Origin of the sequence: Pseudomonas sp. RV120224-01b (assembly GCF_003208145.1) — a bacterium.
Classification (GTDB): Bacteria; Pseudomonadota; Gammaproteobacteria; order Pseudomonadales; family Pseudomonadaceae; genus Aquipseudomonas; species Aquipseudomonas monteilii.
In genome coordinates, this window is sequence record NZ_QKMQ01000009.1 from 61161 (window position 1) to 85962 (window position 24802).

At 62.6% G+C, this 24802-nt stretch carries 23 protein-coding genes; 12 read left to right on the forward strand and 11 right to left on the reverse strand.

Going from position 1 to position 24802, the window contains the following annotated elements; all coding sequences use genetic code 11:
• The first annotated feature begins 215 nt into the window (after nucleotides 1-215).
• The 3 genes from N436_RS15495 to N436_RS15505 all read left to right on the forward strand — a co-directional run bounded on the left by N436_RS15495 (nucleotide 216) and on the right by N436_RS15505 (nucleotide 2856).
• A complete protein-coding gene (locus tag N436_RS15495; protein WP_003250463.1) occupies nucleotides 216-956 on the forward strand; it encodes a response regulator in 741 nt (246 codons plus the stop codon).
• Nucleotides 953-2239: a HAMP domain-containing sensor histidine kinase gene (locus N436_RS15500; RefSeq protein ID WP_110741486.1), complete on the forward strand. Its 1287-nt coding sequence runs from the start codon at nucleotides 953-955 to the stop codon at nucleotides 2237-2239. The genes N436_RS15495 and N436_RS15500 overlap by 4 nt, the downstream gene beginning before the upstream one ends.
• Before the next feature lie 134 nt (nucleotides 2240-2373).
• A complete protein-coding gene (locus N436_RS15505; RefSeq protein WP_110741487.1) occupies nucleotides 2374-2856 on the forward strand; it encodes a DoxX family protein in 483 nt (160 codons plus the stop codon).
• 119 nt (nucleotides 2857-2975) lie between these two features.
• Here the strand turns inward: N436_RS15505 and N436_RS15510 are convergent, their stop codons facing one another.
• The 7 genes from N436_RS15510 to N436_RS15540 form a co-directional block, all read right to left on the reverse strand.
• On the reverse strand, nucleotides 2976-3674 hold the full coding sequence (locus tag N436_RS15510; protein WP_110741488.1) for a DUF2063 domain-containing protein: 699 nt from the start codon (nucleotides 3672-3674) through the stop codon (nucleotides 2976-2978).
• Nucleotides 3667-4500: a DUF692 domain-containing protein gene (locus tag N436_RS15515; RefSeq protein WP_110741489.1), complete on the reverse strand. Its 834-nt coding sequence runs from the start codon at nucleotides 4498-4500 to the stop codon at nucleotides 3667-3669. Before N436_RS15515 ends, N436_RS15510 begins: the two co-directional genes overlap by 8 nt.
• Nucleotides 4501-4574: 74 nt before the next feature.
• Nucleotides 4575-5066, reverse strand: a complete 492-nt coding sequence (locus tag N436_RS15520; protein ID WP_110741490.1) for an EF-hand domain-containing protein — start codon at nucleotides 5064-5066, stop codon at nucleotides 4575-4577.
• A gap of 174 nt (nucleotides 5067-5240) precedes the next feature.
• Entirely contained in the window at nucleotides 5241-5792 is a 552-nt protein-coding gene (locus tag N436_RS15525; RefSeq protein ID WP_019098409.1) for a DUF4174 domain-containing protein, read from the reverse strand.
• A gap of 228 nt (nucleotides 5793-6020) precedes the next feature.
• A complete protein-coding gene (locus N436_RS15530; protein WP_110741491.1) occupies nucleotides 6021-10517 on the reverse strand; it encodes an NEL-type E3 ubiquitin ligase domain-containing protein in 4497 nt (1498 codons plus the stop codon).
• Nucleotides 10518-10596: 79 nt separating this feature from the next.
• On the reverse strand, nucleotides 10597-12957 hold the full coding sequence (locus tag N436_RS15535; protein ID WP_110741492.1) for a DNA polymerase II: 2361 nt from the start codon (nucleotides 12955-12957) through the stop codon (nucleotides 10597-10599).
• 34 nt (nucleotides 12958-12991) lie between these two features.
• Nucleotides 12992-14182: an MFS transporter gene (locus tag N436_RS15540; RefSeq protein ID WP_110741493.1), complete on the reverse strand. Its 1191-nt coding sequence runs from the start codon at nucleotides 14180-14182 to the stop codon at nucleotides 12992-12994.
• Nucleotides 14183-14299: 117 nt separating this feature from the next.
• Here N436_RS15540 and N436_RS15545 point away from each other — a divergent pair, with 117 nt between their 5' ends.
• Nucleotides 14300-15196 carry a LysR family transcriptional regulator gene (locus N436_RS15545; protein WP_105948030.1) on the forward strand — a complete coding sequence of 299 codons (897 nt, stop codon included), beginning with the start codon at nucleotides 14300-14302 and terminating at the stop codon, nucleotides 15194-15196.
• On the opposite strand, the gene N436_RS15550 is transcribed toward N436_RS15545, so the two are convergent.
• On the reverse strand, nucleotides 15177-16097 hold the full coding sequence (locus tag N436_RS15550; RefSeq protein ID WP_025754379.1) for a LysR substrate-binding domain-containing protein: 921 nt from the start codon (nucleotides 16095-16097) through the stop codon (nucleotides 15177-15179). The two genes, N436_RS15545 and N436_RS15550, sit on opposite strands and share 20 nt — an antisense overlap.
• 159 nt (nucleotides 16098-16256) lie before the next feature.
• On the opposite strand from N436_RS15550, the gene N436_RS15555 reads away from it, so the two are divergent.
• The 7 genes from N436_RS15555 (at nucleotide 16257) to N436_RS15585 (ending at nucleotide 21599) form a co-directional block, all read left to right on the forward strand.
• The gene (locus tag N436_RS15555) at nucleotides 16257-17045 is read left to right on the forward strand and encodes a YqcI/YcgG family protein (RefSeq protein ID WP_110741494.1); all 789 of its coding nucleotides are present in this window, start codon (nucleotides 16257-16259) and stop codon (nucleotides 17043-17045) included.
• Between the two features lie 2 nt (nucleotides 17046-17047).
• Nucleotides 17048-17674 carry a LysE family translocator gene (locus tag N436_RS15560; protein WP_105947975.1) on the forward strand — a complete coding sequence of 209 codons (627 nt, stop codon included), beginning with the start codon at nucleotides 17048-17050 and terminating at the stop codon, nucleotides 17672-17674.
• 39 nt (nucleotides 17675-17713) lie between these two features.
• The gene (locus N436_RS15565; RefSeq protein ID WP_110741495.1) at nucleotides 17714-18796 is read left to right on the forward strand and encodes a hypothetical protein; all 1083 of its coding nucleotides are present in this window, start codon (nucleotides 17714-17716) and stop codon (nucleotides 18794-18796) included.
• Between the two features lie 136 nt (nucleotides 18797-18932).
• Complete coding sequence (locus N436_RS15570) at nucleotides 18933-19628, forward strand: hypothetical protein (RefSeq protein ID WP_105947973.1); 696 nt, start codon at nucleotides 18933-18935, stop codon at nucleotides 19626-19628.
• Between the two features lie 125 nt (nucleotides 19629-19753).
• Nucleotides 19754-20446: an AzlC family ABC transporter permease gene (locus tag N436_RS15575; protein ID WP_105947972.1), complete on the forward strand. Its 693-nt coding sequence runs from the start codon at nucleotides 19754-19756 to the stop codon at nucleotides 20444-20446.
• A complete protein-coding gene (locus N436_RS15580; RefSeq protein ID WP_016714697.1) occupies nucleotides 20443-20757 on the forward strand; it encodes an AzlD domain-containing protein in 315 nt (104 codons plus the stop codon). Before N436_RS15575 ends, N436_RS15580 begins: the two co-directional genes overlap by 4 nt.
• Nucleotides 20754-21599, forward strand: a complete 846-nt coding sequence (locus N436_RS15585) for an AraC family transcriptional regulator (RefSeq protein WP_110741496.1) — start codon at nucleotides 20754-20756, stop codon at nucleotides 21597-21599. Before N436_RS15580 ends, N436_RS15585 begins: the two co-directional genes overlap by 4 nt.
• Before the next feature lie 54 nt (nucleotides 21600-21653).
• Here N436_RS15585 and N436_RS15590 read toward each other — a convergent pair whose 3' ends face one another.
• A complete protein-coding gene (locus N436_RS15590) occupies nucleotides 21654-22871 on the reverse strand; it encodes an MFS transporter (RefSeq protein WP_110741497.1) in 1218 nt (405 codons plus the stop codon).
• Nucleotides 22872-23273: 402 nt separating this feature from the next.
• Between N436_RS15590 and N436_RS15595 the strand changes: the two genes are divergently transcribed.
• Nucleotides 23274-23501: a hypothetical protein gene (locus tag N436_RS15595; RefSeq protein ID WP_003250422.1), complete on the forward strand. Its 228-nt coding sequence runs from the start codon at nucleotides 23274-23276 to the stop codon at nucleotides 23499-23501.
• A gap of 49 nt (nucleotides 23502-23550) precedes the next feature.
• Here the strand turns inward: N436_RS15595 and N436_RS15600 are convergent, their stop codons facing one another.
• Entirely contained in the window at nucleotides 23551-24033 is a 483-nt protein-coding gene (locus N436_RS15600) for a copper chaperone PCu(A)C (RefSeq protein WP_060498262.1), read from the reverse strand.
• Nucleotides 24034-24642, reverse strand: coding sequence for an SCO family protein (locus N436_RS15605; protein WP_016714700.1), 609 nt, complete (start codon nucleotides 24640-24642; stop codon nucleotides 24034-24036). It abuts the gene before it with no gap.
• Between the last annotated feature and the right edge of the window lie 160 nt (nucleotides 24643-24802).

Here is a 24802-nt window from a genome sequence, read left to right on the forward strand (position 1 = left end):
CTCTCCTGAGTAACACTTGGGTATGGGAAGTTGTGCTTCCCGGTCGAGAGCCATTTCACGCCTGCCAGGTATCCCGTATGTGTCGTTCGAGGCTGTGATGTGCTTCCTGCTGTATCTGTACAAAGCCCAGATACACTGCAATACAAAACCCGGCAGGCAAGCGCGAACGCGCTCGGTACACTGCGCCCATCCCCCTTTACACAGGAACGCTGCGCATGGAACACGTCGATCACATCCTGATCGTCGACGACGACCGCGAGATTCGCGAACTGGTCGGCAACTACCTGAAGAAGAACGGCCTGCGCACCAGCATCGTCGCCGACGGCCGGCAGATGCGCGCCTTTCTGGAAGCCAATAGCGTCGACCTCATCGTGCTCGACATCATGATGCCCGGTGACGACGGGCTGCTGCTGTGCCGCGAGTTGCGCGCCGGCAAGCACCGCAACACCCCGGTATTGATGCTCACCGCACGCAACGACGAAACCGACCGCATCATCGGCCTGGAAATGGGCGCCGACGACTACCTGACCAAACCGTTCTCCGCCCGCGAGCTGCTCGCCCGCATCAACGCTGTGCTGCGCCGCACGCGCATGCTGCCGCCCAACCTCACCATCAGTGAAAGCAGCCGCCTGCTGGGTTTCGGCCAGTGGCGCCTGGACACCACCGCACGCCACCTGCTCGACAGCGAAGGCACCCTGGTGGCCCTTAGCGGCGCCGAGTACCGCCTGCTGCGGGTGTTCCTCGACCACCCACAGCGGGTACTCAGCCGCGAACAGCTGCTCAACCTGACCCAAGGCCGCGAGGCCGACATCTTCGACCGCTCCATCGACCTGCTGGTCAGCCGCCTGCGCCAGCGCCTGGGCGACGACGCCCGCGAACCCAGCTGCATCAAGACCGTGCGCAGCGAGGGCTATGTGTTCTCGTTGCCCGTGCAACTACTCGAGTCACCGTCATGAAGTGGCCACGCACCCTGGCATCACGCCTGGCGCTGATCTTCTTCACCGGCCTGGTGCTGGCGTACGGCCTGTCGTTCGGCTTGCAGGCCTACGAGCGCTACATCAGCAGCCGCTCGATGATGCTCAGCAACCTGGAACAGGATGTGGCCACGTCGGTCGCCATCCTCGACCGCCTGCCCGCAGCCGAACGTGCCGCCTGGCTGCCACGCCTGGAGCGGCGTACCTATCGCTACCGCCTGGACCACGGCCTGACAGGCGAGGCGATGCCCAGCAGCGACCCGCCCATGGCCGCCGAGTCGATCGTGAAGGCCATTGGCAGCGACTACCGCCTGACCTTCCAGGAAATACCCGGGCCGAACGCGCACTTCCAGGCGCACCTGAGCCTGGCCGACGGTGCGCCCCTGACCATCGACGTGACCCCGTCGCCGGTCCCGGTGGCCCGCTGGTTGCCCGTGGTATTGCTGATTCAGCTGGCCGTGCTGCTGCTGTGCACCTGGCTGGCAGTGCGCCTGGCCATCGGCCCCCTCACCCGGCTGGCCCACGCCGTGGACAACCTCGACCCGGACAAACCCGGTGTGCAACTGGATGAAAGCGGCCCGCGCGAGGTGAAGTACGCCGCCGTGGCCTTCAACGCCTTACAGGCACGCATCGCCGCCCACCTCAAGGAGCGTATGCAACTGCTGGCAGCCATTTCTCACGACCTGCAAACGCCGATCACACGCATGAAACTACGCGTTGAGGTGATGGACGATGGGGTCGAGAAAGACAAGCTGTGGAGCGACCTGGGTGAAATGGAGCACCTGGTGCGCGAAGGCGTGGCCTATGCCCGCAGCATGGACACCAGCACCGAAGCACCCTGCCGGGTCAACCTCGATGCCTTCCTTGATAGCTTGGTGTTCGACTACCAGGACAGCGGCGCTCAGGTCGAGCGCCACGGCAGCACTGGCAGCCTGCTGGAAACGCGCCCGCATGCACTGCGCCGGGTGTTGGTGAACCTGGTGGACAACGCCCTCAAGTTTGCCGGCGCCGCCGAACTGGAAGTGTGCCGCGAGGGCGGCACGACCGTAATCCGTGTGCTCGACAACGGGCCGGGGATTCCCGGCGGCGAACTGGACGAAGTGCTCAAGCCGTTCTACCGGGTAGAGGGTTCACGCAATCGCAGTACGGGGGGTACCGGGCTGGGGTTGGCCATTGCCCACCAGTTGATCCAGGCCATGGGGGGCCGGCTGACCTTGAGCAACCGAGAACGTGGCGGATTGTGCGCGCAGATCGAACTCAAATGACTGGCTGTGGTGGGGGCGGGTGTCGCCTGAGGCTTCGGTACAAACCGATACACAACCCCATCACCCCCGACACACTGCAGATACCCCACCCCCACACACTCCCAGCCACATAACCTGATCCTGGGAGCCCCTTGATGAAAGCACTTACTTTGACCACCTTCGACCGCGTCGGCACCTGGAGCGCCGACCTGCCACTGCGGCTGTTCCTGGCTTGGGAGTTTTTTGAATCCGGCCTTGAGAAGTTCAATGGCAACAACTGGTTCGCCGACCTGCAAGGCAGCTTTCCGTTCCCCTTCAACCAGCTGCCCGCGGAGCTGAACTGGCAGCTGTCGATGTGGGCCGAGCTGGTGCTGCCGTTGCTGCTGTTGCTGGGTCTGGGGACGCGGCTGGCATCGCTGGGGCTGATGGTGGTGACTGTGGTGGCAATTGCTGCGGTGCATTGGCCGGCGCACTGGTCGAGCCTGGCCGAGTTGGCACAGGGGTATGCCATTACTGACCAGGGCTTTGGCAACTTCAAGTTGCCCCTGATTTATCTGGTGGCGTTACTGCCGCTGCTGCTCAAAGGGGCTGGGCGGTTGAGCCTGGATCATTGGCTGCGGATGCGCTTCAACAGGTGATATCGCCGGGGCTGCTTTGCAGCCCATCGCCGGCAAGCCAGCTCCCACAGGCTCGGCGCAAGCTGCTCTTTGTGGGAGCTGGCTTGCCGGCGATGGGGCGCAAAGCGCCCCCAAGGCCCTCAAACTGTTCCGACAATGACACCCTGTTCGCGCAACCCCTCCAGCAATGCCAGCCCCTGCTGCACATCCCCTCCCAACGCCTCCAGCCGCGCCCGCCCGGTACCCTGCTCCAGCGCCAGCAACCGATAGGCCATCGGCGCCAGGCGCGCAAAGCGCACCGTCAACGCAGCATCGCGATACACCAGCAGCAACGTCGGCACCTCGGGCGCAACCGTTGGCTGATAATCCACCCCGATGCGCTCAACCGGCCACTCATAAGCCAGCACCCGCGCCACGCAGGACAACAGCGGCACTTCCTCCAGCAAATCGCCCGCCGGGTCATGGGCCGGGTCCTCGGCATCGCTCAAATACAACTGCGCCTCGACCCACTCATAGTGCGCCAGCTCCAATTGCCAGGGCGCATCCAGCTCGACGCCTTGCAGGTAATCGACAAACGCTTCGGCAATCTCGGTAAACAAGGGCGTCTGGCTACGGTAGTTGGCATAGAAATCTCGCACACGGGCATGCCAACGCTGTTCACCCAACGCCTGACGCATCACCGGGAAGCTGCCCGCCAGGAGGCCCTCGATAGCGCCATAGAACAACTCGCGGTAAACCTTCAGGCGTCGCGCCTCCACGCCCGGCGGCGGTGCGTTGCGTTGCGGGTCGCGCACGTGACGGGCCAAGGTGTATTGCTGCTCGCGCAACGTCTCATTCATCACGCCGCCCTCCCGACGCCAGTTGCACGCTGCGGATACGCGCCGTCTCGGCCAACAGTTCGGCCAGCGGGGGATAGTTGAAATCCCGTTCGAGCACGGTCGGCTGCACGCCAAAGCGCGCACAAGCGAGGGTGTACAGCGCCCACACATCTTCCTTGACCGGCGCCCCATGGGTGTCGACCTTCAGGTCCGGTGCTTCATCGTAATGGCCGGCTATGTGCATGCCGGTCACCCGTGCCAGGGGTAAGCCTTCAAGAAAGGCCCGGGCTTCGTAGCCGTGGTTGCAGGCATTGACGAAAACGTTGTTGACGTCCAGTAGCAAATCGCAATCGGCTTCATCGAGTACCGCACGGATAAAATCAAGCTCGCTCATCGCCTGATATGGCGCGGCGTAGTAACTGATGTTTTCCACGGCAATACGCCGGCCCAATTGCTCCTGCGCCTGGCGTATGCGCGCAGCCACATGGTGCACGGCTTCGTCGGTGAACGGTATGGGCATCAGGTCGTACAGGTGCCCGTCGTCACTGCAATAGCTCAAGTGCTCACTGTACAGGCGCACCTGGTGACGATCGAGAAAATGGCGGGTCTGGTCGAGAAAATGCAGGTCGAGTGGCTCACTGCCGCCCAGCGACAACGACAACCCGTGGCAAGTTATGGGAAAGCGCTCGGCCAACTGGGCCAGGCCCTTGCCGTAGGCGCCGCCAACTGCTATCCAGTTTTCCGGCGCGCATTCAAGGAAGTCTATTGCACCAGCGTCCATCGCCAGCAGTTCCGGCAGCAGGCCACGGCGCAAGCCAAGCCCGGTGTTCAACGTCGCAGCACGCATAAAAAAGTCTCCAACAGGCACAACGCCCCGCCTGACCAGCAGGAGGGGCGTTGCGTCTCTTCAAAGGGTAAGGGTCAGGATTTGCCAGCCAGGTGGCTGAACAGCCCCTCGGGCATGGCCTTGCCATTGGCCTGATAGATCGCCTTCAGGTGGTCCGCCGCTTCTTGCTCAGAGATGAAGCCGTCATGGTTGCTGTCGATCTTGTCGAAGTCGCCGGCACGGTCCTTGGCCACCGCCAGAAACTCATCCCGCGAGACCTTGCCATCGTGGTTGCTGTCGGTTTTGACGAACGAGGCATCACCGCACTTGCCTTCGCCGCATTTGCCTTCAGCCCCGGCCTTGGCGCTGGCACCACACTTGCCCTCACCGCATTTGCCTTCACTCTGCGTGGCCTTGCCGCTGCCGCCGCATTTGCCTTCGCCACACTTGCCCTCGCCGGCCACCTTGGCCGAAGCCAGTTGGTAACCTTGTGCCAGCGGTTCCACGGCAAACGCACTGCTGGTCAATGCCATGCTGCCGATCAGGGCGGCGCCGAGCAGGCCGAGGGTGTTTTTTGCTTGAGTCATGATGCAGCTCCACTGTGGTTGGAAAGTGGAGCCATTAGGCCGTGACGGTTTGTCGTGAGTGTATCGGGCAAGGCGCGCTTTTGTATGGGAATAGGTCTGCAGCGCGGGCAGATACAGTGGGATACACAACGCCCGGTAACGGGCCCCAAGCGACCTTGGGGCCAGGACGCGTGTTCAGTCTTCCAGCGGTTTGGGTGGGGCCGCCGGTTTGGCTGGCTTGGCCGGTTTGCTGTCCTTGGCCTTGGCTTCCGGCGCCGCGGCCACCGGTTCGGGTGCGGTCACCGCCTTTTCGCTGGCGGGCAATTCATCGACCGCCTTGAAAATCGCCTGCGGGTCGATAGGTTCACCGCTTTCGTCATCCTTGAGCATGTGCCGTTCGCCGTCCTTGCCGACCAGGATCACCTTGGTGCCCTTGCTCGCGCCCAGCTTGAGCTCGCGGATCAGGGCCATGGTGGTCTGCTGTTCGAGGTTCTTGTCTTCGCGCTTGCCCATCATGTTGGCGACGCTGTAGAGCACCAGGTTGCGCTCTTTGAAGGCGGCCTGGGTGGCCGGGTCTTCCAGTGCCTTGTTCAACCCGCGCAGGGTCGGGTCGGCAGTGCTCGGGGCAATCACCACCAATGGCCTGGCCTTGCCCAGCTCCTTGGCCAAGGGTGCATCACTGTCTGCGGCAAACAGGGGGCCGGCAACAGCTAGCAAGGTAGCGAGAGTCAGTGACCGGACGAGCATGCGTATCTCCTTATTGTCTCGATATACCAATGACTACAGATCACGGAGAAAAATCCGACAAGGAGCCTAAACCACTTCACGCAAGAACGGGCCGTGGAAAAGTAACTGTCGATTTCCAAGCTTTCTGAAGCCAAGGCGACAGCGCGGGCAAAGCCATTGTCACCTTGACTGAGCATAGCCCAAAGCCGCTTTGCACAGCGGCAGGCACCACGTTGTCCTGAACGGTCGTCAACGCACATGAATGCCAGGGTCTTCTGGCCCCACTTCCATGGCGCGGATGGTCATGTCCAGCATCAGGCCCCTGCGTGCAGCACGTCGCGCATCGCCAATTGCATCCACCTGTTCGAGCCTGGCCTCGTCGGTAAGTGATTCATCATCAAGCACGGTATCGAGCTGGCGCCTGAACGGCAGGTCGACCTGAGCAAAGCGCTCTGGATGGATACGCTCCAAATGTTGCTGCCAGAAGTCTCGGTCAACCAAAGAGCGAGCAATCTCATCCTCGGTTTCCGCATTTCGCACTGCGGCCTCAGCCCCAGCCAGGTCCGCTTCAGTCACATTTGCAATGGTATGAAAGCTCATGCTCCCCACCTCGATGGGCAAGTCGAGGCGCTCACGCAGCCCCACCCTGAAAGCCAGCCCCACTTCACTGCCCTCTGCTTCCCGCCCCCGCTCCCAGACCACCCTGGCCGCGAAGCGATCGACAGCATCTTGCCGCCACATCCGGCGCCCCAGGTTGAGCAAGGCACGCTCGGCCTGGCCTTGAGGCGACTCTTCCGCCCGCCAGACCAGTACATTCAGCTCCAGGTTGCTCAGACACCAGGTCGCGCCATCCTGGCAGCCCCACTCATCATTGGCGACCGTCAGCAAGCGCTCTCGCAGTGCAGGTGTCATGGCCATCGCCTGCAACAGCGCCATTACCCGATTACCCAGTGCTCGCGCGTTGGCCCGGAAGTCCTGAGACAACAACAGCTGGCCAAGGACACGGTAAAAACGCTCTGTATTTTGCCCTGCCTCCAGTGAGTCCCAAGCGGCAAGCAGCAGGCCTCGGTGCTCTGGCAGTACTGCATCACCCCATACCTCACGAGCACGATCAAGCCGCTGCAGTAGATGTTCTTCATCCACAATCGGAACATCACTCCTCAACGAGGCCTGCAAGCGCAGCGTCTGGGCTTCGCCCAAAGGGTTTGCATTCAGCCGGATCCGCCGCCGACGCCACACGGGTAGCTGGTAGAAAGATTCTGGAATGTGCCTGATCCGGTTATCCCGCAAATCAACGGCAACCAGCAAGGTGCGCTCGAACAACCCCGGTGGCAATTGCGTGGTTTGCGTGTCGCGCAGGCTCAACCATCGAAGCTCCGGCAACCCGGCCAGGGTAAATCGGCGGCCCAGCGGGTTATGAGACAGATCAAGGAAATGCAGTGACGGGCAACTGGCTAGCGTGGCCGATTGTGCCAGGTTGAGCCTGATTCGATTGTTGGTCAGGCAGAGGTGCCGTAACTGCGGTATCTGCAGCAACGGTTGCGGTATTCGCGTCAGCAGGTTGCCGCCCAGATCCAGACTGCTCAGGTTAGGGAACGCCAGCAGAAAGCTGACAGGTACCTCCAGAAGGTCGAGGTGCAGCATGGACAGGCTGGTGACACCTGCAAAGCGGACCTGCGCAGGCAGGTTGGGCAAGCTGCCAGGCCTGAAGTTGCAGAACATCACATGCAGGTTTTCTTCTGCTGTGATCTGCAGTTCACCGATAGTGATCGAGCGCTGCCAGCAATTGAACAGCGTCTGACGCAGTGCGTCTCGATCCTCCCTGAACTCACCCTGTTCCTGGGCGACCCATGTGTCCAGTGTATTGCGCAAGGCTGTGAACTCCGTACGCAAGTCTGCCAGCACCCGTTCTAGCTGACGCCCCGACCTGCGTACGTCGTCGACAAATGTCTCGATCTGGCCATCGTTCAACCAAGGGAACAGGTCTCGCAAGGTCGCCCTCAGTGCATGCCCCCTGGGTGAGAACCCCCCCACCCCGCCACCGCCCAGCGAGTAGCCCAAGCGCCCATCAGCCAAGCGCGAAGGCACCCGAATAGCGCCCGGGCGCACCGCACTGAGCAAACGCCCGACCTCGTCATGACGACCGACAGCCTCCCGCCCCACCATCACCCTCAGATTGTGCGAGAACGGCTCGCCGACACCCATCGCCTCACGCTGCACAGGGGTATAGGCTGCGGCCATGACATCGAACAATTCACCCGCCTCACCCAGCGGCGAGCCGCGCTCATCCAACAGTTGAAACATGCCATTACGGTGCACAAGGTCAAACGCTTGCGGCCCCCGCTCGGTACGCGCCAGCACCGGCCCCCCCAGGTAACCTTCGTACAACCGCCAGCGCACGCCTTGCTCAGCACCAGACAGGTGCTGCAACATGCCCAGGGCCACCCGCGCCAGGTCGGCACTCTGCGGCGTATCCAGGTACAAGGCTTCCAATACCCGAGTTCGGCGAATGTCCAGAAGCTGGCTACGGGCCGCTTCCGCCAGCCTCAGCGCCACCCTGCCACTGGCCAGCAGGCGCCTGCGGTCTTCTCCACTGGCCGCCTGTACCAAGGCTTGGGCGGTACGCGCATGCAGCCCGGGAAATACCCGGCGTAGCGCGGCACTGCCAGGGTTGTCGCTGGGCTGCAGGGCTTCGTACAAGTGTTGCAACAGTACCCGACGCTGCGTCCATGCCAATTCTGCCAACGCCTGATCAGGCAAGCCATGTGCACCCGGCAGACGTTTGGCATGGTCGAGCACCGTGACATCCTCTACTGCCTCGCCACTGCGCAAGCGCCCGATCATGCCGCGGATGCGTTGATCAAGCTTCACCCGCTGCACACTGTCGAGCAGGCTCGGGCTTGGCGCCTGGGCGTGCACATGCAAACCGCGCACATCGTCGCCGCCCAGTCCATGGAACAACAGTACCTGGTCGATCTGCTCGTCATCGAGGGTATTGAAAGGCTCACCCAAACGTCGGAACATGCGGTACGTACCACGCCACTGCGCCGGCTGTTCGCTCCACAGTCGCCAGGCGCCGGCACCATTGTGGGTCAGCATCGGCCCATGGCCTTCAATCGGGCACAGTTGCCATTGGCCGTCGCCGGCCGGCTCCGTCACGCGATAATGATGCCCATCCATTTCAACCCAGGCCTGCCCCTCCAAGCGCCGGATACCAAGGGCGTCCTGAGTTGCACCGCCTGCTGGCGGCAGGCTTCGATAAGGCGCAAGGTCTGGCTGCCAAAGCCTGGTAGAACCGTCCTCCAGCCGAGCCGGCACCATGGCATCGACCCGCGTGGAACGCACCCAAAGCCGTCGGGCCACGCCAACCCCCGCCACCGTGGCTGCGAGCATGGCAACGTCGGTGGCCACGTGGGTCAAATGGTCGAGCGCTTCTTGGCGGTCCCCTTCATGCAAGGCCTCGATACCCTGGTAAACCTCACCCAGCAGCTCCCACGCTGTCACGGCAAGCAGGGCCAGGCCAAGGCCCGGCACAAAGAAACTGGCCAGGTTGAGCAGCGCCCACCCCTCGGCAGCCAGACGCTGGTCATGCTGGCGCTGCACCTCACGGTCCAGCCTGGCCACAGGCACCGCGATCATCGCCGCATCCTCCATGATCTGGTGAATACGTGCCTGTGCCAAACCATTGAACAACGGTTGCGAATAACCCTGCAAATGCGGTTCGAGATCGCGGAACGCCCAGTCCGCCAGGTCATCGAACAGCGCCGAAACCTGAGCAAAGAAAGCCTGGCTGTCACGTCGTAGCACGAAGCGGCTGAAAAAACGCTGGTAGGCTTTGTCTCGCAGGCGACGCCCCAACTCGCGGTTCAGCTTGTCGACGCTCTCGAATGCGCACCAAGGCGACACAGGGTCGCCTGGCACATAGAGCAACACACGGCGCGTGGTGTTGAAAAGGACACCCTGGTCAATCACCTCGAACACGATCACCTGCTCAATCCGGCAACCCAGCAACTTCAGTTGCCTGGCCTCCACAAGGTCACCCGCCAGGCGCAGCAGCTTGCCATCCTCGCACATGGCCACCACCAACTTGAGCTCGCTGTCATCCAGCGTCCCTTCCTGCCTGGCTTTGTAGGCGTCTACCAGCATGGCGTGGCGACTGGCATCTACAAGGCAGGACTCCACGCGCCCTGCATCACCTGCGGGCTTTAGAATGGAATCCAGATGACGTTGATAACCCTCACCCAAATCCAGCTCACGGCAAAGCGCGGCAAGCTCGATGCACGTGGGCGGTGCAAGCCTGCCCTGGCGCGGAACCAGCAGCCGATTACCGCGCGGCTGGCCACCGGCCTGGGCCTGTTCGGCAGTGAAGTTGCGCAGTGCCACCTCAAGCAGCGGCTTTTCTTCATAGACCAGCTCGGTGAGGTGCGCGCCTACCGGCTGGCTGTTGATCACAGGCTCGCGACGGCCCTCCAGAAACTTCAGCGTGCGCGCGTTGCCGCCAAGCCCGTAACGCGCGTCAAGGGCCTTTTCCAGGCCCGTCGCAACAAAGCTGTCGATACCTTCGATACCCCGCAGCAGCGCATTGGCTTGCTCACGGCTGCGAAGGCTGTTCGCCAATGCCTTGCTGACCTCTGGCAGTTGCCCTGGGGGTGTCTGACGTAACCAGAGCGGCAGGCGCTGGCTGATGATGCTGTCCTGGAACGCATCGATGGCTGCCTGTGCGCTTGATGGCGGAGTAGTGTCCATTGCTCGAGGCCTCTTCATGAAAAGAGGCCAGACTAGGGAGCAGGCTCGGCACCGGGTACTAGATAGCTAACGCCTGCGCTCAGAACAGCTGTAACTGGCGGCCAGTCAGCGTGGAGAAATCATCGCCAACGAACGGCAGGATGGCATCGGCAACCGGCTGCAACTGCCGGCTGAGGTAGTGCTCGTAATCGATCGGCGATTGAAGGTTTTCCATCGGCTCGGGGCCGGCGGTAGTGATGACGTAACTGATCCAGCCGCCGCGCTGGTACTGGCGAGGGCGACCGAGCCGGCTGTTGTATTCATCGGCCTGGCGCGCAGCACGTACATGGGGTGGCACGTTGCGCTGGTAATCGGCCAGCGGCCGACGTAGGCGCTTGCGGTACACCAGCAGGTTGTCGAGCTCGCCCGCCAGGGTCTGCTGCACGTAGTGGCGCACATAGTCGCGATACGGCTGGCCACGAAAGATCCGCCCGTACAGTTCCTGCTGGAACTGCTGCGCCAGTGGTGACCAATCGGTGCGCACCGACTCCAGGCCCTTGTAAACCACATCCTCGCTACCGTTTGGGCGTTGTACCAGCCCGGCATAACGCTTCTTGCTACCCTCGTCGGTCCCACGGATGGTCGGCATCAGAAAACGCCGGTAATGCACTTCGAACTGCAGCTCCAGTGCGCTTTCCAGGTTCATCTGCTGGCGCAGGTGCTCGCGCCACCACTGATTGACGTGGGCGACCAGTTCTCGGCCTATCTGCGCCGCAGCCGCTTCACCATGGGCACCCTTGAGCCAGACGAAGGTGGAGTCGGTATCGCCATAGATGACCTCGTAGCCCTTGGCCTCGATCAACGCCCGGGTCTGGCGCATGATCTGGTGACCGCGCATGGTGATCGACGAGGCCAGGCGCGGGTCGAAGAAACGGCAACCGCTAGAGCCCAGCACGCCGTAAAAGGCATTCATGATGATCTTCAGCGCCTGCGACAGCGGTGCGTTGCCCTCACGCTTGGCCGCCTCCCGCCCTTGCCAGACGCGCTCGACGATAGCCGGCAAGCAATGCTGGCTGCGTGAGAAACGCCCACCCCGGAAGCCTTCTACCGAGTGCTCATCGTCGGGCAAGCGCAGGCCCTCGACCAGCCCTACCGGGTCGATCAGGAAGGTCCGGATGATCGACGGGTAGAGGCTCTTGTAGTCCAGCACCAGCACCGAGTCGTAAAGGCCTGGGCGCGAATCCATCACGAAACCACCGGGGCTGGCTTCGTCAGGGCGGCTGCCCAGGCTGGGGGCGACGAAGCCCAGGCGGTGCATCTGCGGGATATACAGGTGGCAGAAGGCGGCCACCGAACCCCCACTGCGGTCTACCGCCAACCCGGTGACAGAAGCGCGCTCCAGCAGGAACTCGAGCAGGCGGGTATGGGCGAAGATGCGCGTGACCAGCTCGCAATCCTTGAGGTTGTAGCGTGCCAGGGCGGGTTTGTCCTCGGCGAAGCGGCGGTTGATTTCGTCCATGCGCTGGTAGGGGGTGTCGATGGCCTTGCCTTCACCGAGCAAGGTTTGCGCGACATTCTCCAGGCTGAACGACGCAAAGCTCCAGGTTGCCGAGCGCAGCGCTTCGATGCCGTCGATCAACAGCCGCCCCGGCGCGTCGGCGAAGACATGGCCGCCACTGGCGTGGCTGCGCAAGGTCATGGGGGCGCCGTTGCGGCCCAGTGCCAGCGGCACCTGCAGCAGCTTGGCGTGCTCGTGCAACAGGCGCAGGTCGAACTGGATCAGGTTCCAGCCGATGATTGCATCCGGGTCGTGCTCCGCCATCCACTGGTTGAGGCACACGAGCAACCCGGCACGGTCATCGCAATAGTGCAGATCGAAGTCGAGGCCCTCGGGGTCGCCGTTGGCCGGGCCGAGCATGTACACCTGACGCTGGCCGCAGCCTTCCAGGGCAATGCTGTACAGCTCGCCACGTTCACTGGTTTCGATATCCAGCGACACCAGACGCAGCGGTGGACGATAGCCCGGCAGGGGCTTGAGCTGGGCATCGCAGATCACGCCCTGGTCATCGGGTTGCCCGGTGAACTGCACCGGCGCGGTGACGAAGCGCTCCATCAGGTAGCGCTCAGGCGGGCGGATATCCGCTTCGAACACCTCGATCCCTGCCGTGCGCAGGCGTTGCTCCAGCTGCATCAGTTGCCGGTGCTGCCGGCAATAAAGGCCCATGACCGGGCGCTGGTCGAAATCCTTTAGCTGCAAGGGCCGCAGTTCGACGCCAGGTTCGTTCGCCAGCAACACCTGCGCGTGCGCCGCTTGCGCTTGCGGGACGAACGCCACCGAAACCTGGGGTGCCAGACGTAGCAGCCGTGGCCCCTGATCGGTGGCGAGCCAGAGTTCCACGCAGGTGCCTTCTGGCGTGTCATGCCAATGCCGGGTCAGGACAAAGCCCTGCTGCAACTCCACTGCGTCAACCTCTGCCTAAAAGGATGATTCTACGCTAGCGTGCCCCCGCCACGAAGCCGCTTCTGCGCGCGGCCCAGGTCAGCAACCAGGCCACCGCTATCAGCGCGAGCACCACACCACCAAACCCCTCCACCCCTGCCCCGGCCAGTAACAACCCGCCAATGATGCCGCCCAGGGCAATGGCGCTGTTCCACACCGTCACCAGCATCGATTGCGCCACGTCGCCCCCTTCGCCCGCCGCGTCTGCACAGGCCGTCTGCAGCAAGGTCGGCGCGCCGCCGTAGGTCACCCCCCACAAGGCGATGCTCAAGTACATCAGCCAGGACGACGCTTGCCCCAAGGCCAGCGTAGCCAGGGCAAAACCCGCCAGGCTCAAGAGCACCAGCGTGCGCAGGTGTCGATCAACCAGCAGCCCCACCAGCCCAATCCCGGCCAGGGCCGACAGGCCGAACACCATCAGCACAGGGCCAATGTCCGCGGCCATGCCGGCTGCCGCCAGCAGTGGCACGATATAGGTGTAGAGAATGTTGTGGCCAAGGATCCAGCTGAGGATCACCAGCAGCACAAGCAACACCCCCGGCGTGCGCAGCACCTGCATGGCGGCCGGGCGCTTGCCGGCGGCCTGCCCTGGGTAGTCCGGCACAGAACGCACCACCCACACCACCAGCAGCAACGCCACCAGGGTGACCACCATGAACGTTGCACGCCAGCCCAACCCCGCCCCCAGCCAGGTTGCGATCGGCAAGCCGAGCGACAGGGCAATCGGCTGGCCGAGCATGGCCAGTGCCATGGCCCGCCCCTGCTGCGCCACCGGCACCATGCGCCGGGCGTGGCCGGCTATCAGCCCCCAGGCCAGCCCGGCGGCCGCGCCGGTGAAAAAGCGCAGTATCAGGGTCAGGCTGTTGGAGTCCGACAGGGCCGTCAGCCCGTTGAACAACACAAAACCGACGATGGCCAGCAACAGCGCCCGGCGCCGAAACCAGCCCTGGGTCAGGGTTACCAGCGGGATGGCGGTGAGTAATGAGCCCAGGGCATACGCCGTGACCCATTGCCCGGCCATGGCCTGGCTGATGTGCATGCCGTCGGCGATCTGGTCGAGCAAACCGGCTGGCAGGGTTTCGCTGAGGATGGCGATGAAGCCGGTCATGGCCAGCGCCAACAGCCCGCTGAGCGGCAGGCGTTCGCTGCTGGCGGACAGCAACGGTGCGGAGGATGTCTGGGACATTGCAGAAGCCTTGAGTAGGAAACGAGGCGAACAGTCTGCAAGGCGAGGCCATTACGGAAAAAGACGGTTACAATGCCGTTCACCCCGGACATCCACGTCCGCAATCAGGAACGCAGCATGGATAGCCTCAGCGGTTTCGTGGTCTTCAATCGGGTGGCTGAAACCCGCAGCTTTGTCGCCGCTGGCCAGTCCTTGGGGATCAGTGCCTCGGCTGTGGGCAAGCGTGTAGCACGCCTGGAAAGCCGCCTGGGCGTACGCCTGTTCCACCGCAGCACCCGCAGCATCACCCTCACCGCCGAGGGCACGCTGTTCCTTGAGCGCAGCCGGCGCATCCTCGCCGAAATCGAGGCCACCGAGCAGGAACTGTCACAAGCCAGCGAAACCCCACGCGGGCGCCTGCGGGTGAGCATGCCGCAGGTCACCGGGCTGGTGATGCCGGCGCTGGCCGAGTTCATGGCGCTGTACCCGCAAGTGGAGCTGGACCTGGACTTTTCCGACCGCATGGTGGATATCATCGGCGAAGGTTTCGATGTGGTGATGCGCGGTGGGCAGCCGGTGGATTCACGGCTCAATGCCAAGTTCCTGGGGTATTTCCAGCACCGCCTGGTGGCTTCGCCCGGCTACCTGCGCGAACGCGGCACGCCCGTGCACCCGCGCGACCTGGCGGCGCACACCTGCCTGCATTACCGCTTCCCCAGCAACGGCAAGCTGGAAACCTGGCCGCTACGCCAGGAGCACCCCGAACACGCCTATGACATCCCCATCTCGATGGTGTGCAACCACGTCGAGACACGCGTCTGCTTTGCCGTGAACCACCGCGGCATCACTTGCCTGCCGGACTTCACCGTGGGCCGTGAGCTGGGCAATGGCTCACTGGTGAGCGTGCTCGACGACTTCATGGAGCGACGCGGCAGCTTCTACCTGCTGTGGCCGTCCGGGCGGCAGATGCCGCCGAAATTGCGGGTGTTCATCGACTTCATGCTTGAGCGGGTGTTCAACCGTACAGGTAGTTGATGTCCTTGTAGGCCAGCGGTGGCACCTGGCCAAGCAGAAAGTCACGCAGCTTGTGCATTTGCCGCGCCTTGGGGCTGGCCTTGAGCCAGGTCATGTAGTAGCCGTCGCCGGTGGCCACGGCGTGCTTGAACGGTGTGACCAGGCGCCCGGCCGCCAGGTCGGCGCTGGCCAGTACCAGGTCGACCACCGAAATACCCAGGCCTTGCTGGGCGGCCGAAATACCCTGGTCGAGGGTATCGAACACTTGCCCCTGATCGATGCTGATATCCAGCGCGTCCATGCGCGCCAGCCAGCGCCGCCAGTCACGGCGGTCCGGGGACGGGTGCAGGAATTCGCACTGGGTCAGGTCGGCCAGGGCCGGTTGCGCTTGCGCCATGTAGTCCGGGTGGCACACCGGGATCAGCCATTCATCGAACAGCTTGAAGCTCTCGATATCGGCGGGAAAACGCCCGTTGGCCAGCAGGATGGCGCAGTCGTAGGGCTCGGAATAGAAGTCCACGCTGTCGATGTCCATCCACACGCTGGACAACTGCACGCTGCAGTTGTCCTCGTGCTTCTTGAAGGCATCCAGTGCCCGCAGCAGCCAGCGCACAGTGAGCGTGGACGGGGCCTTCAGGCGCAGGCCATAGCGGTCCTGGCGCAACAATGCGCAGGCATTTTCGATGATCTTGAAGCCCACTTTCAGCTCTTGCGCCAGCAGGCGGCCGTGCTCGGTCAGGCTGAGCTTGGGGCCACGGCGTTCGAACAGGTCGCAGCCGAACATGGCCTCCAGGGTCTTGATGTGATGGCTGACCGCGCCCTGGGTCAAGGCAAGCTCTTCCGCAGCGCGGGTAAAGGAGCCATAGCGAGAGGCCACCTCGAAGGCACGCAGGGCGTGCAAGGCCTGAATCCGTTCCGACATGGCGACGTCCCGAGCATGAGTAAGACTAATAGTAGGTCATAGTTCCACGCGTTTTACAACGTCAAGAGCGTCTCGGAAAATGCAGGTAAATAATAAACATAACCAAGATCCTGCCTGCATGTGGCTTGAACGTTCATTAAATTTACGCCTGGGGAAATCATGTTTACGGGATATGGAAATTGCTATCGCCTGGATGCGCTAGAGCTAGCCGATGAACATGTCTGGAACACGCAGCACTGGACTTACAAGACCATAGAGCATTTTCGCAGTATTCTCGCCAACCCCGACTTCCCCTGCCTGTTCGGCCGCAAGGCGGTCAACGGCGAAACCTGCCATATTCTTTTCGCCCGCGCCGGGCAGCTGGCCGATGACATCGCCCAAGGGCTGGCCGACTACGTGCGCACCGTCACACCGATCAAACCCAAACAGCGCATCGGCAGCCCACTGGTGGTGTTTCTCGAAACGGCAGCGGGCAGCACCCTGGCCGAACAACAGGCGCTGGCCTGGAAAGTGTTGCGTGGCGTACATGCGCGCGACCCACACCCGTGGCCGCAAGGCATTCCCACCGACCCCGACGACACCGCCTGGTCGTTCTGCTATGCCGGCATGCCCCTGTTCATCAACATGAACTTCCCCGGCCACCAGCAAATGAAAAGCCGCAACCTGGGCCAGCACATCACCTTCGTCATCAACCCACGGGAAAACTTCGACGAAGTGGCCAACGCCAATACCGAGAGCGGCAAGAAAATCCGCGAGCGCATTCGCGAGCGCGTGCACCACTACAACGACGGTGTCGTACCTGACACCCTCGGCTTCTTCGGCGATGCCGACAACTACGAGTGGAAGCAATACCAACTTCAGGAGGCGGGGTCGCTCAACCCGTCGCGCTGCCCGTTCCACGCCCATGCCGCACACCCTGCGGCAACCGACATACTGATCGAGAACTGACCGTGAATACCGCACTTACCGCCACCTATGCCCTCACTGTCCTGCTGCTGATCGCTACCCCCGGCCCGGTGGTGGCACTGATCGTCAACACCGCGGCCGCCTCCGGTTCGCGCAAGGCCATGTTTACCGCCGTCGGCACCAACTGGGCGTCACTGGTGCTGATCGGTGCAGCGGCCTGGATCATTCTCACCAGCGCCGCCATCGACAAGGCCTGGCTCAGCGCCATGAGCCTGATGGGTTGCCTGTTCATCGGCTACATCGCGGTGGGCACGTTGAGGGAAGCCCTGAAGGCGCCTGCGCCGGAAGCGGCGAGCGAAGCCCCCAAGGCCGGGCGTGGCGGGCTGCTGCAAGGGTTCATGGTGGGTATCTCCAACCCGAAGGACATCATTTTCTTCATCGCCTTCTTCCCGCAGTTCATCCAGATCACCGAGTCGTTCGGCAAAAGCATGGTGGTCCTGTCGCTGCTGTGGGTGGCCATCGATTTTGCCGTGCTCAGCCTGTACATCTTCGCCATCGGCAAGATCGCCTCGCAGCGGAGCAACCGCATGATAAGCCTGGCTTCCGGTGTGGCCCTGCTGCTGATCGCCGCCGGTGGCCTGCTGTACAACCTCAAGGAGCTGGCGGCCTGAACGTGAAGCGCAACACTCGGCGCAACCGAAGGAGCGACCATGGCCGTGACTGACATGAGCGCATCTCCTTCGCCGTTGCAGCAGGACTACCAACGCTTTCTGCTGCTGGGCAGCCGGCGTGCCCCGCTCACCGTGCATGTGCACGAAAGTGGCTACCGCTCTGGCACCATCAATACCGATGCGCTCGGCCTGCGCTACAGCCATTGCGCCGGCAAGCGCTTTTCCGCAGCCGAGCGCGGCGGTACTTCGCGTATCAACCTGCTGGTCGGCGGCTCCACGGCCCTGGGTATCGGCGCCAGCTCCGACGAGCACACGGTGGCCTCGCACCTGTCGATGCTCACCGGCGAAGTCTGGCTGAGCCTGGCCGGCTGCGGCCTTAACGCCAGCCAGGAGCTGCTGATGTTCCTGACCCACCAGCACCGCCTTGGCCAGCTCGGCCACGTAGTGGTGCTCAGCGGCCTCAACAGCCTGGCCCACGAAGCCCTCAGTGAAGTCCTCGCCAACCTCAACGGCCCGCAGCACGCCAAGGCCTACCAGGACTTTCTCAACAGTTTCAGCGAAGGCATGCAGCCCGCCGCACCACCCCGTCGGCAGTCGCTGTGGCGGCGTATCCGTCAGGCGTTGGCCACCCCTGTGGTCGCCGCCCCGGTCAGCTGGCCGCTGTCGCCCCCGGAAAAGCGCCTGGCCCGTGCTGCCGATAACATTGGCCGTACCTTGCGCCAATGGGATCGGCTGCTGGCAGACAGCCACGCCACCCTCACCTTCATTCTGCAGCCGTTGCTGCCCTGGTGCCGGGATACCCTGCCTGCCGGTGAACAGGCCATGCTGACCGCGCTGCAGCAAAAACCGGCGAACTTCGACCGGCTGCTGGAGGGTGCATTCGACAGCCAGTTGCATTCGGCGTTTTTCCGCCGCATCAAGAGCCAGGCCGACCCTGTGCCTTGCTACGACATGAACTGCATGCTCAACAGCTCACCCGTGTTCGGCGCCGACCTGTTCATCGACCGCCTGCACCTGAACGATCTGGGCAACAATGCCCTGGCCAAGGTGATCACCGCCAAACTCGGTCTGGCCCAGGAAAAACACGCCCTGCGCAAGGTCACGCCGATCAAGCTCGTCTGACAGTTGCCGGGTGGTCTTCCGGCCGCCCGTCTGGGTGGCTAGAATACGTCGTCGTTCCGATTTGCCGAGGCGCACGCTTGACCGCCATGAACATCGAAGCCGTCCATCCTTGCCTGGCCGCCCATGGGGCTTGCCTGTGAGCCGCATGCGACGCCTGCCCCCGCTGTTGATCGCCCTGATGCCGCTGGCTGCGCACGCGCTGGAGGTGCGCATCGACCCTCATGCCGACCTGCTCTACCGTCAGGCCTTGCCATTGCTGGAGCAGGCCGACAACCAGGGCGACGACGCCAATACACTGCGCACAGCCGTTGGCGGCGACCCCGAGCTCAGCCGTCAGGGCCAGGCCCTGGCCCACACCTTGCCGACAGCGGTTGCCCTGCTGAAAAAATCGGTCGAGCTGGGCCACCCGGTCGCGCAGTACCGCCTGGCGCTGTACTACATGACGTATCTGCCCGTCGCGCAAATTCCGGATGCCGCCTGCCCGTTACTGGTGGCCAGCCTCCAGCAGGGTTTTGCCGCACCCGCGCCGGCCATCGCCACCTGGTGCCGGCCCTACAACGTCAGCAGCGAGTACCGCGCAGCGCTGGAAGCCATCCCCAGCATGGCCACCGTGTACGCCCCCTACTACCCGCAACCGGCCACCCGCCTGGCCTGCAACCGCAGCCGGCCACAAGGCCTGGACATGCTGTGGGGGCGCCAGCGTGACTACCAGGCCGAAGTGTACCGCCTGCTCGGCGACCTCGACCCGCAGCACCGCCTGACCCTCCTGCAAAAGGCCGTGGACATCAATGGCTGTGTGACAGCACAACAGCATCTGACCCGCCATCCATAATCCATCGAGCTAACGCGCTCCTACAAGGGACTGCGCGCGGCAGGCGATAGACGAGCAAGATCGTTCAAGCCATGCCCCCACCCCTTCTGGCATGCTGGCCTACCACGTAAAGCATTGCAGCCATCATGCCCCACATCGCCCGCCAAGCCTTTCTCCACGGCGCCATCGCCATTCTCCCCCTGTCCCTGGCCGTCGCCCCCTGGGGGCTGCTGGCCGGCTCCATGGCCATCGAAGCCAACCTCACTGCCTGGGAAGGGCAAGGGCTGTCGGCCATCGTCTTCGCTGGCGCCGCGCAACTGGTGGCCATCGGCATGCTCAAAGGCGGCGCCAACCTGGCGTCGATCCTGCTCACCACCCTGCTGCTGACCTCGCAGCACCTGCTGTACGGCCTGTCGATGCGCCCGGTACTGTCCAGCCAGCCGCTGCGCTGGCGGCTGGGCCTGGGCTTTCTGCTGACCGACGAATTCTTCGCCCTGACCAGCCAGTACGACCAACAGCAGTTCAACCGCTGGTACGCCCTGGGGGTGGGCCTGACCTTCTACATTGCCTGGAACCTGTTTACCCTGGCCGGCATCCTGCTGGGCCAGAACATTCCACACCTGGACCAGTTCGGCCTGGACTTCTCCATCGTCGCCACCTTCGTCGCCCTGATCGCACCGCTGGTGCGCAACCTGCCCACGGTGGTGTGCGTAGCTGTGTCGTTGTTCTGCTCGGTATTGTTCAGCCACTGGCACTGGGAGACCGCCCTGGTGGCCGCAGGCCTGCTGGGTATGGGCGCCGGGTTCATCTGCCAGAAATTTGCCGGAGCCCGAGCATGACCTGGATCCTGATCTTTGCCATGGGCGCCATCGTGTTCCTCAACCGCTATGCGTTCCTGGAACCGCGCCTGCCCTTGCGTCTGAGCTCCAACGCCAGGCAGTTCCTTGGCTTTGCCGTGCCGGGCATGCTCACGGCCATCTGCGGCCCGATCATCTTCATGCCCGATCACCAGCTCAACCTGAGCCTGCTCAACCCCTACCTGCTGGGCTCACTGGTGGCCATCGCCCTGGTGCTGTTGACCCGCAGCGTATTGCTGAGCATGCTGGTGAGCATGTTGATCTTCTTCTTCCTGCGCAGCTGGCTGGCATGAGCACGCCCCTGCGCGAGCAGACACACCTCTGGCAGGCGCCGGCACTGGGCGACGTCGAGATGCTGCACGCGCGTTATTTCCAGCAGCGTTTCGCCCCGCATGTGCACGAAGGCTATGTGTTCACCGTGATCGAATCCGGGGCCCAGCGCTTCTGGCACCGAGGCAGCGAGCACTTGGCGCCGGTTGGCAGCATGGTGCTGATCAACCCTGACGAGCTGCATACCGGTGCCACAGCCCATGAAGCGGGCTGGCGTTATCGCGGCTTCTACCCCGAGCACGAGCGAGTAACCGGCGTGCTCGACGAGCTGGAACTGGGCCGTCACGGCATGACCAGGTTCAAGGACAGCGTCATCCAGGACCCTGCCCTGGCCATCGCCTTCAGCCAGCTGCATCAGCTGTCCGAGGCCGGCGCCAGCGCCCTGCAGCAACAGACCGCCTGGCGCCAGGCGGTGCTGGCCCTGGTGCAGCGTCACGGGCAATGCGCCGAGCCTTCAGCCCCCGGCCACGAACCCCTGGCCGTGGCCCGCGCCCGTGAACTGCTGGAAAGCCAATTGGCCGACCCTCCCTCGCTCGAAGCGCTGGCCGCCGCAGTCAACCTGTCACCGTTCCACTTCGCACGGGTATTCCGCCAGGCCACCGGCCTGCCGCCGCATGCCTGGTTGAAACAACGCCGCCTGGCCCGCGCCCGGGAAATGCTGAAAAGCGGCCTGGTCGCTTCGGAGGTGGCGTTTGACCTGGGGTTTGCTGACCAGAGCCATTTGAGCCGGCAGTTCAAGCAGGCGTATGGGGTGACGCCGGGGGCGTATCGGCAGGCTTGTGCTCAATCTGCAATAACCGCCTGAGGCGCCGCAATACCAGTTCAAGCCTACCTCCAGGTACCAATACCGAGCGGCACATTACGCACTATCGTCGGTATCAAGGGCGCGTCCTTTCAGGTTCCAGCGTACCGGTGCGATGACCAGCATGAGCGTCATCCAGATGAAGGTTGCTGGCCCCGCAAGCACGAAGACCAGGCTGGCAACCAGCCCTGAAACGGCATCCCCAATGACGGTCGTGAAGTAATAAAGGGAAAAGTTCCTGCCAACTTCATGCTCGTTCGACAAGCACTGGATGTTTGTCACGATTGCGATATCGACAAATGCGCCAATGAAGCCAACCAGGAAGAGGATCAGCAGAAACAACCAGGTATTGAACTGCAGCGCCACTGCGGCAGCAAAAAACAGTGCGCCGTAAATTATCCAATAGCGCAGTACCAACCGTGCAGTGGTACGCGGGTTGAAGCGGGTGTAGAGCACGCCACCCAGCACGGTGCCTGCCGCCAGCAGTGAGAATACGTAACCCACCGCTGCCTCAGAGGTAAAGTGCTCCAACACCGAAGCCGGGAGAATGAAGCGAATCACCGACGTGGCGAACATCGCACAAAGCGTGGTACAGCCAATAACGGCAAACAACGGGACATTGCTGCCCTTGAGCTGGTTCACGCTGCGCACCGCATCGCGGACTATGGCTCGCCCATCGAATGCCTGCCGCACGCCTTGCCTTGCTGGCCCCAAGGTAGCAATGGAAATGGCAGACAACACCAGGCATATTGCAAAGAACAAGAAGGTTGCGTCGCGAGATAGCAGCAACACACAGGCCGAAAACACCAACGGTCCAATAATAGAGGCCGTATCTTCGATCACCTGGATACCGCTGTTGACTGAAGCCAGTTGGTCCTTTTCCACGATATCCGGAAAGTATGCGCGAAACGTGGGTACATACAGACATTCAAGCGCGGTCATGACCATCGCGAAGGCCACCAACACGGGCAGTACCGGCGTAAACCAACTGAACAAGGCAAAGAAGGCAAGCGACAGAATGCATTTGGCCAACTCGACCGCAAACAGTGTTCTTTTCTTGTCGGCGTTATCTGCCAGCCAACCACCCAAGGGAGAAAACACCATGCTCGGCAAGTAGCGGAAGAAATAAGCGATGCCAATCAACAACAAATCCGCCTCGACCATGAGTACGATGGTCACGGCAAATGCCGCTTCGAAGGCAAATTCACCGCACTTGGAAAAGCAATAGCCCAATGTAAGTGAGCGCGTTCCGGAGTTAAGACTCAACGCCTGCATAATCGTTGCTTTCCTCAGCCAGCGGTACAGAGCGACTGAATCTAGAGCTCATCCTCGGCTGGACTCAACATGAAAGTTGTAACAACACCCGCACTGTCAGCGCAGCCAACATTGAGACTCCGAATGTTCCTACGCTCAGTAACTATTGGCGAAGTCAGACCAGCCGCCGCCAAACTGTGTGACAGAACGGCTCAGCACATCTCGTCCGCTTGCAAAGGTTCATGCCACCGGCGAGGTAGCGGCATCCACTTTAAACACGATGTTTATTCCTATAGATAAGTAACTCGGTGTTACTCAAGCGACGGAGTACTCCTTTTTGCATCCTCAACACCTCCTGCAAAGCCATCAGGAGCCCCGCCAACCCTCTGCTACACTGACAAGGCTGAATTGGAGGATCCTGCCATGTCCGAAAGAGAGCTCACCACCCTTCTGTCGCTGATGAACCAGCGCCAGGCCTGCCTGAGCAGTGCCTGCAAGGAGATTGCCGACTGGATCGACCGGCAGGGCGATGTGCCCGCCGCCGGCAAGATCCGCGCAAGCCTCAAAGCGCTGGAGGCCGACGAAGCCCAGGTCCGCAAGACCCTGACCTCGCTGACCCTCGACAGGCCGCTGCCGCGCTTTCGTAGCTGAAGGGTACGGCTGAGAAGAAAAGGGCCGCTAAACGCGGCCCTTTGATCGGTCAGTGCTTCATGTGCATGTGGTCATGCCCACCGCCGGCCTCGGCGTTGAGCGCACGCACTTCAGCCTGCACGTCCACGGTTTCCTTGCCGCCCTTGGCATCTTCGATGGTCAGGGTCAGTGGCACTTTCTCGCCTTCCTTCACCTGATTGTTCAGGCCCATCAGCATCACATGCAGGCCATTCGGGTCGAGGGTGACGGCCTTGCCAGCCGGCAGCTCTACAGACTTCACCTCACGCATGCCCATCACGTCACCGTTCATGGTCATCTCGTGCACCTGCACGGTCTTGGCCACAGGCGAAGCCACGCTCACCAGCTTGCTGTCGCTGCTGGCGGTGAGGGTCATGAACGCACCGGTGGACTGCTGGTGCGGCACGCTGGCACGCACCCAGGCCTCACTCACGGTGGTCTGGGCCAGGGCTGGCAGGGCCAGGCCCATCAGTGCCAGGGCAGCCAGGCCGCGTTTGATCGGTTGCATCGACATTCAGCAGATCTCCATCAGGGTGACCAGGTCTTCGGCACATTCCTTGGCGTTCAGGGAATGGCCCAGGCTCAGGCGCAGGGTGCCACGCGTATCGTAGACGTAGCTGGTGGACGAGTGAGAAATGGTATAGGTGTCACCGGCCGGGACCTTTTCGTAGAACACCTTGAATTCCTTGGCCACTGCGGCAATTTCCTCGGGGGTGCCGGTGAGCGCGGTGAACGTCGGGTCGAAGGCCTTGACGTAGGCATCAAGCACCTCGGGGGTGTCGCGCTCCGGGTCCAGCGTGATGAACACCACCTGGAACAGGTCACGGTCACGGCCCCTCAGCAGCTTGCGGATTTGCGCCGCACGCGCCAGGGTGGTCGGGCAAACGGCCGGGCACTGGGTGAAGCCGAAGAAGACCATCGGCATGCTGCCGTAGAAGCTCGACAGGGTGCGCACGTTACCTTGCGGGTCTTTGAGGCTGAACTTGCGCCCGAGGATTTCGTTGCTCATGTTCTTGCCGTACTTGAACTCGAGCCCCCGGGCCGGGCTGCAGCCTGCCAGCAGGCCAAGCCCGAGAACGCCCATCCCGGCGACAACTGCGCGCCGGGTATATAGATCATTCATGAAACCATCCTTTACAGGGAAGGTGCCGGCCCTCGGGACGGGCCGGCTGAAAAACCGGGGCATTCTGGCATGACACCCCAAGGGGTTCTACCCGACCAAGGCGGGGAAGGCCTGCAACCCTTTGAATACGGGCTGCGGCCTGTTGTCGCAGGGGGTTGAA

Excerpts from the sequence above, each read along its gene's own strand:
- N436_RS15545 (WP_105948030.1), top strand. The coding sequence starts at position 14,300 with ATGGATAGCCTCAGCGGTTTCGTGGTCTTCAATCGGGTGGCTGAAACC.
- N436_RS15550 (WP_025754379.1), bottom strand. The coding sequence starts at position 16,097 with ATGTCGGAACGGATTCAGGCCTTGCACGCCCTGCGTGCCTTCGAGGTG.
- N436_RS15585 (WP_110741496.1), top strand. The coding sequence starts at position 20,754 with ATGAGCACGCCCCTGCGCGAGCAGACACACCTCTGGCAGGCGCCGGCA.
- N436_RS15500 (WP_110741486.1), top strand. The coding sequence starts at position 953 with ATGAAGTGGCCACGCACCCTGGCATCACGCCTGGCGCTGATCTTCTTC.
- N436_RS15600 (WP_060498262.1), bottom strand. The coding sequence starts at position 24,033 with ATGTCGATGCAACCGATCAAACGCGGCCTGGCTGCCCTGGCACTGATG.
- N436_RS15510 (WP_110741488.1), bottom strand. The coding sequence starts at position 3,674 with ATGAATGAGACGTTGCGCGAGCAGCAATACACCTTGGCCCGTCACGTG.
- N436_RS15575 (WP_105947972.1), top strand. The coding sequence starts at position 19,754 with ATGCCCCACATCGCCCGCCAAGCCTTTCTCCACGGCGCCATCGCCATT.
- N436_RS15605 (WP_016714700.1), bottom strand. The coding sequence starts at position 24,642 with ATGAATGATCTATATACCCGGCGCGCAGTTGTCGCCGGGATGGGCGTT.
- N436_RS15520 (WP_110741490.1), bottom strand. The coding sequence starts at position 5,066 with ATGACTCAAGCAAAAAACACCCTCGGCCTGCTCGGCGCCGCCCTGATC.
- N436_RS15565 (WP_110741495.1), top strand. The coding sequence starts at position 17,714 with ATGGCCGTGACTGACATGAGCGCATCTCCTTCGCCGTTGCAGCAGGAC.
- N436_RS15515 (WP_110741489.1), bottom strand. The coding sequence starts at position 4,500 with ATGCGTGCTGCGACGTTGAACACCGGGCTTGGCTTGCGCCGTGGCCTG.
- N436_RS15580 (WP_016714697.1), top strand. The coding sequence starts at position 20,443 with ATGACCTGGATCCTGATCTTTGCCATGGGCGCCATCGTGTTCCTCAAC.
- N436_RS15555 (WP_110741494.1), top strand. The coding sequence starts at position 16,257 with ATGTTTACGGGATATGGAAATTGCTATCGCCTGGATGCGCTAGAGCTA.
- N436_RS15530 (WP_110741491.1), bottom strand. The coding sequence starts at position 10,517 with ATGGACACTACTCCGCCATCAAGCGCACAGGCAGCCATCGATGCGTTC.
- N436_RS15540 (WP_110741493.1), bottom strand. The coding sequence starts at position 14,182 with ATGTCCCAGACATCCTCCGCACCGTTGCTGTCCGCCAGCAGCGAACGC.
- N436_RS15505 (WP_110741487.1), top strand. The coding sequence starts at position 2,374 with ATGAAAGCACTTACTTTGACCACCTTCGACCGCGTCGGCACCTGGAGC.
- N436_RS15495 (WP_003250463.1), top strand. The coding sequence starts at position 216 with ATGGAACACGTCGATCACATCCTGATCGTCGACGACGACCGCGAGATT.
- N436_RS15595 (WP_003250422.1), top strand. The coding sequence starts at position 23,274 with ATGTCCGAAAGAGAGCTCACCACCCTTCTGTCGCTGATGAACCAGCGC.
- N436_RS15525 (WP_019098409.1), bottom strand. The coding sequence starts at position 5,792 with ATGCTCGTCCGGTCACTGACTCTCGCTACCTTGCTAGCTGTTGCCGGC.
- N436_RS15590 (WP_110741497.1), bottom strand. The coding sequence starts at position 22,871 with ATGCAGGCGTTGAGTCTTAACTCCGGAACGCGCTCACTTACATTGGGC.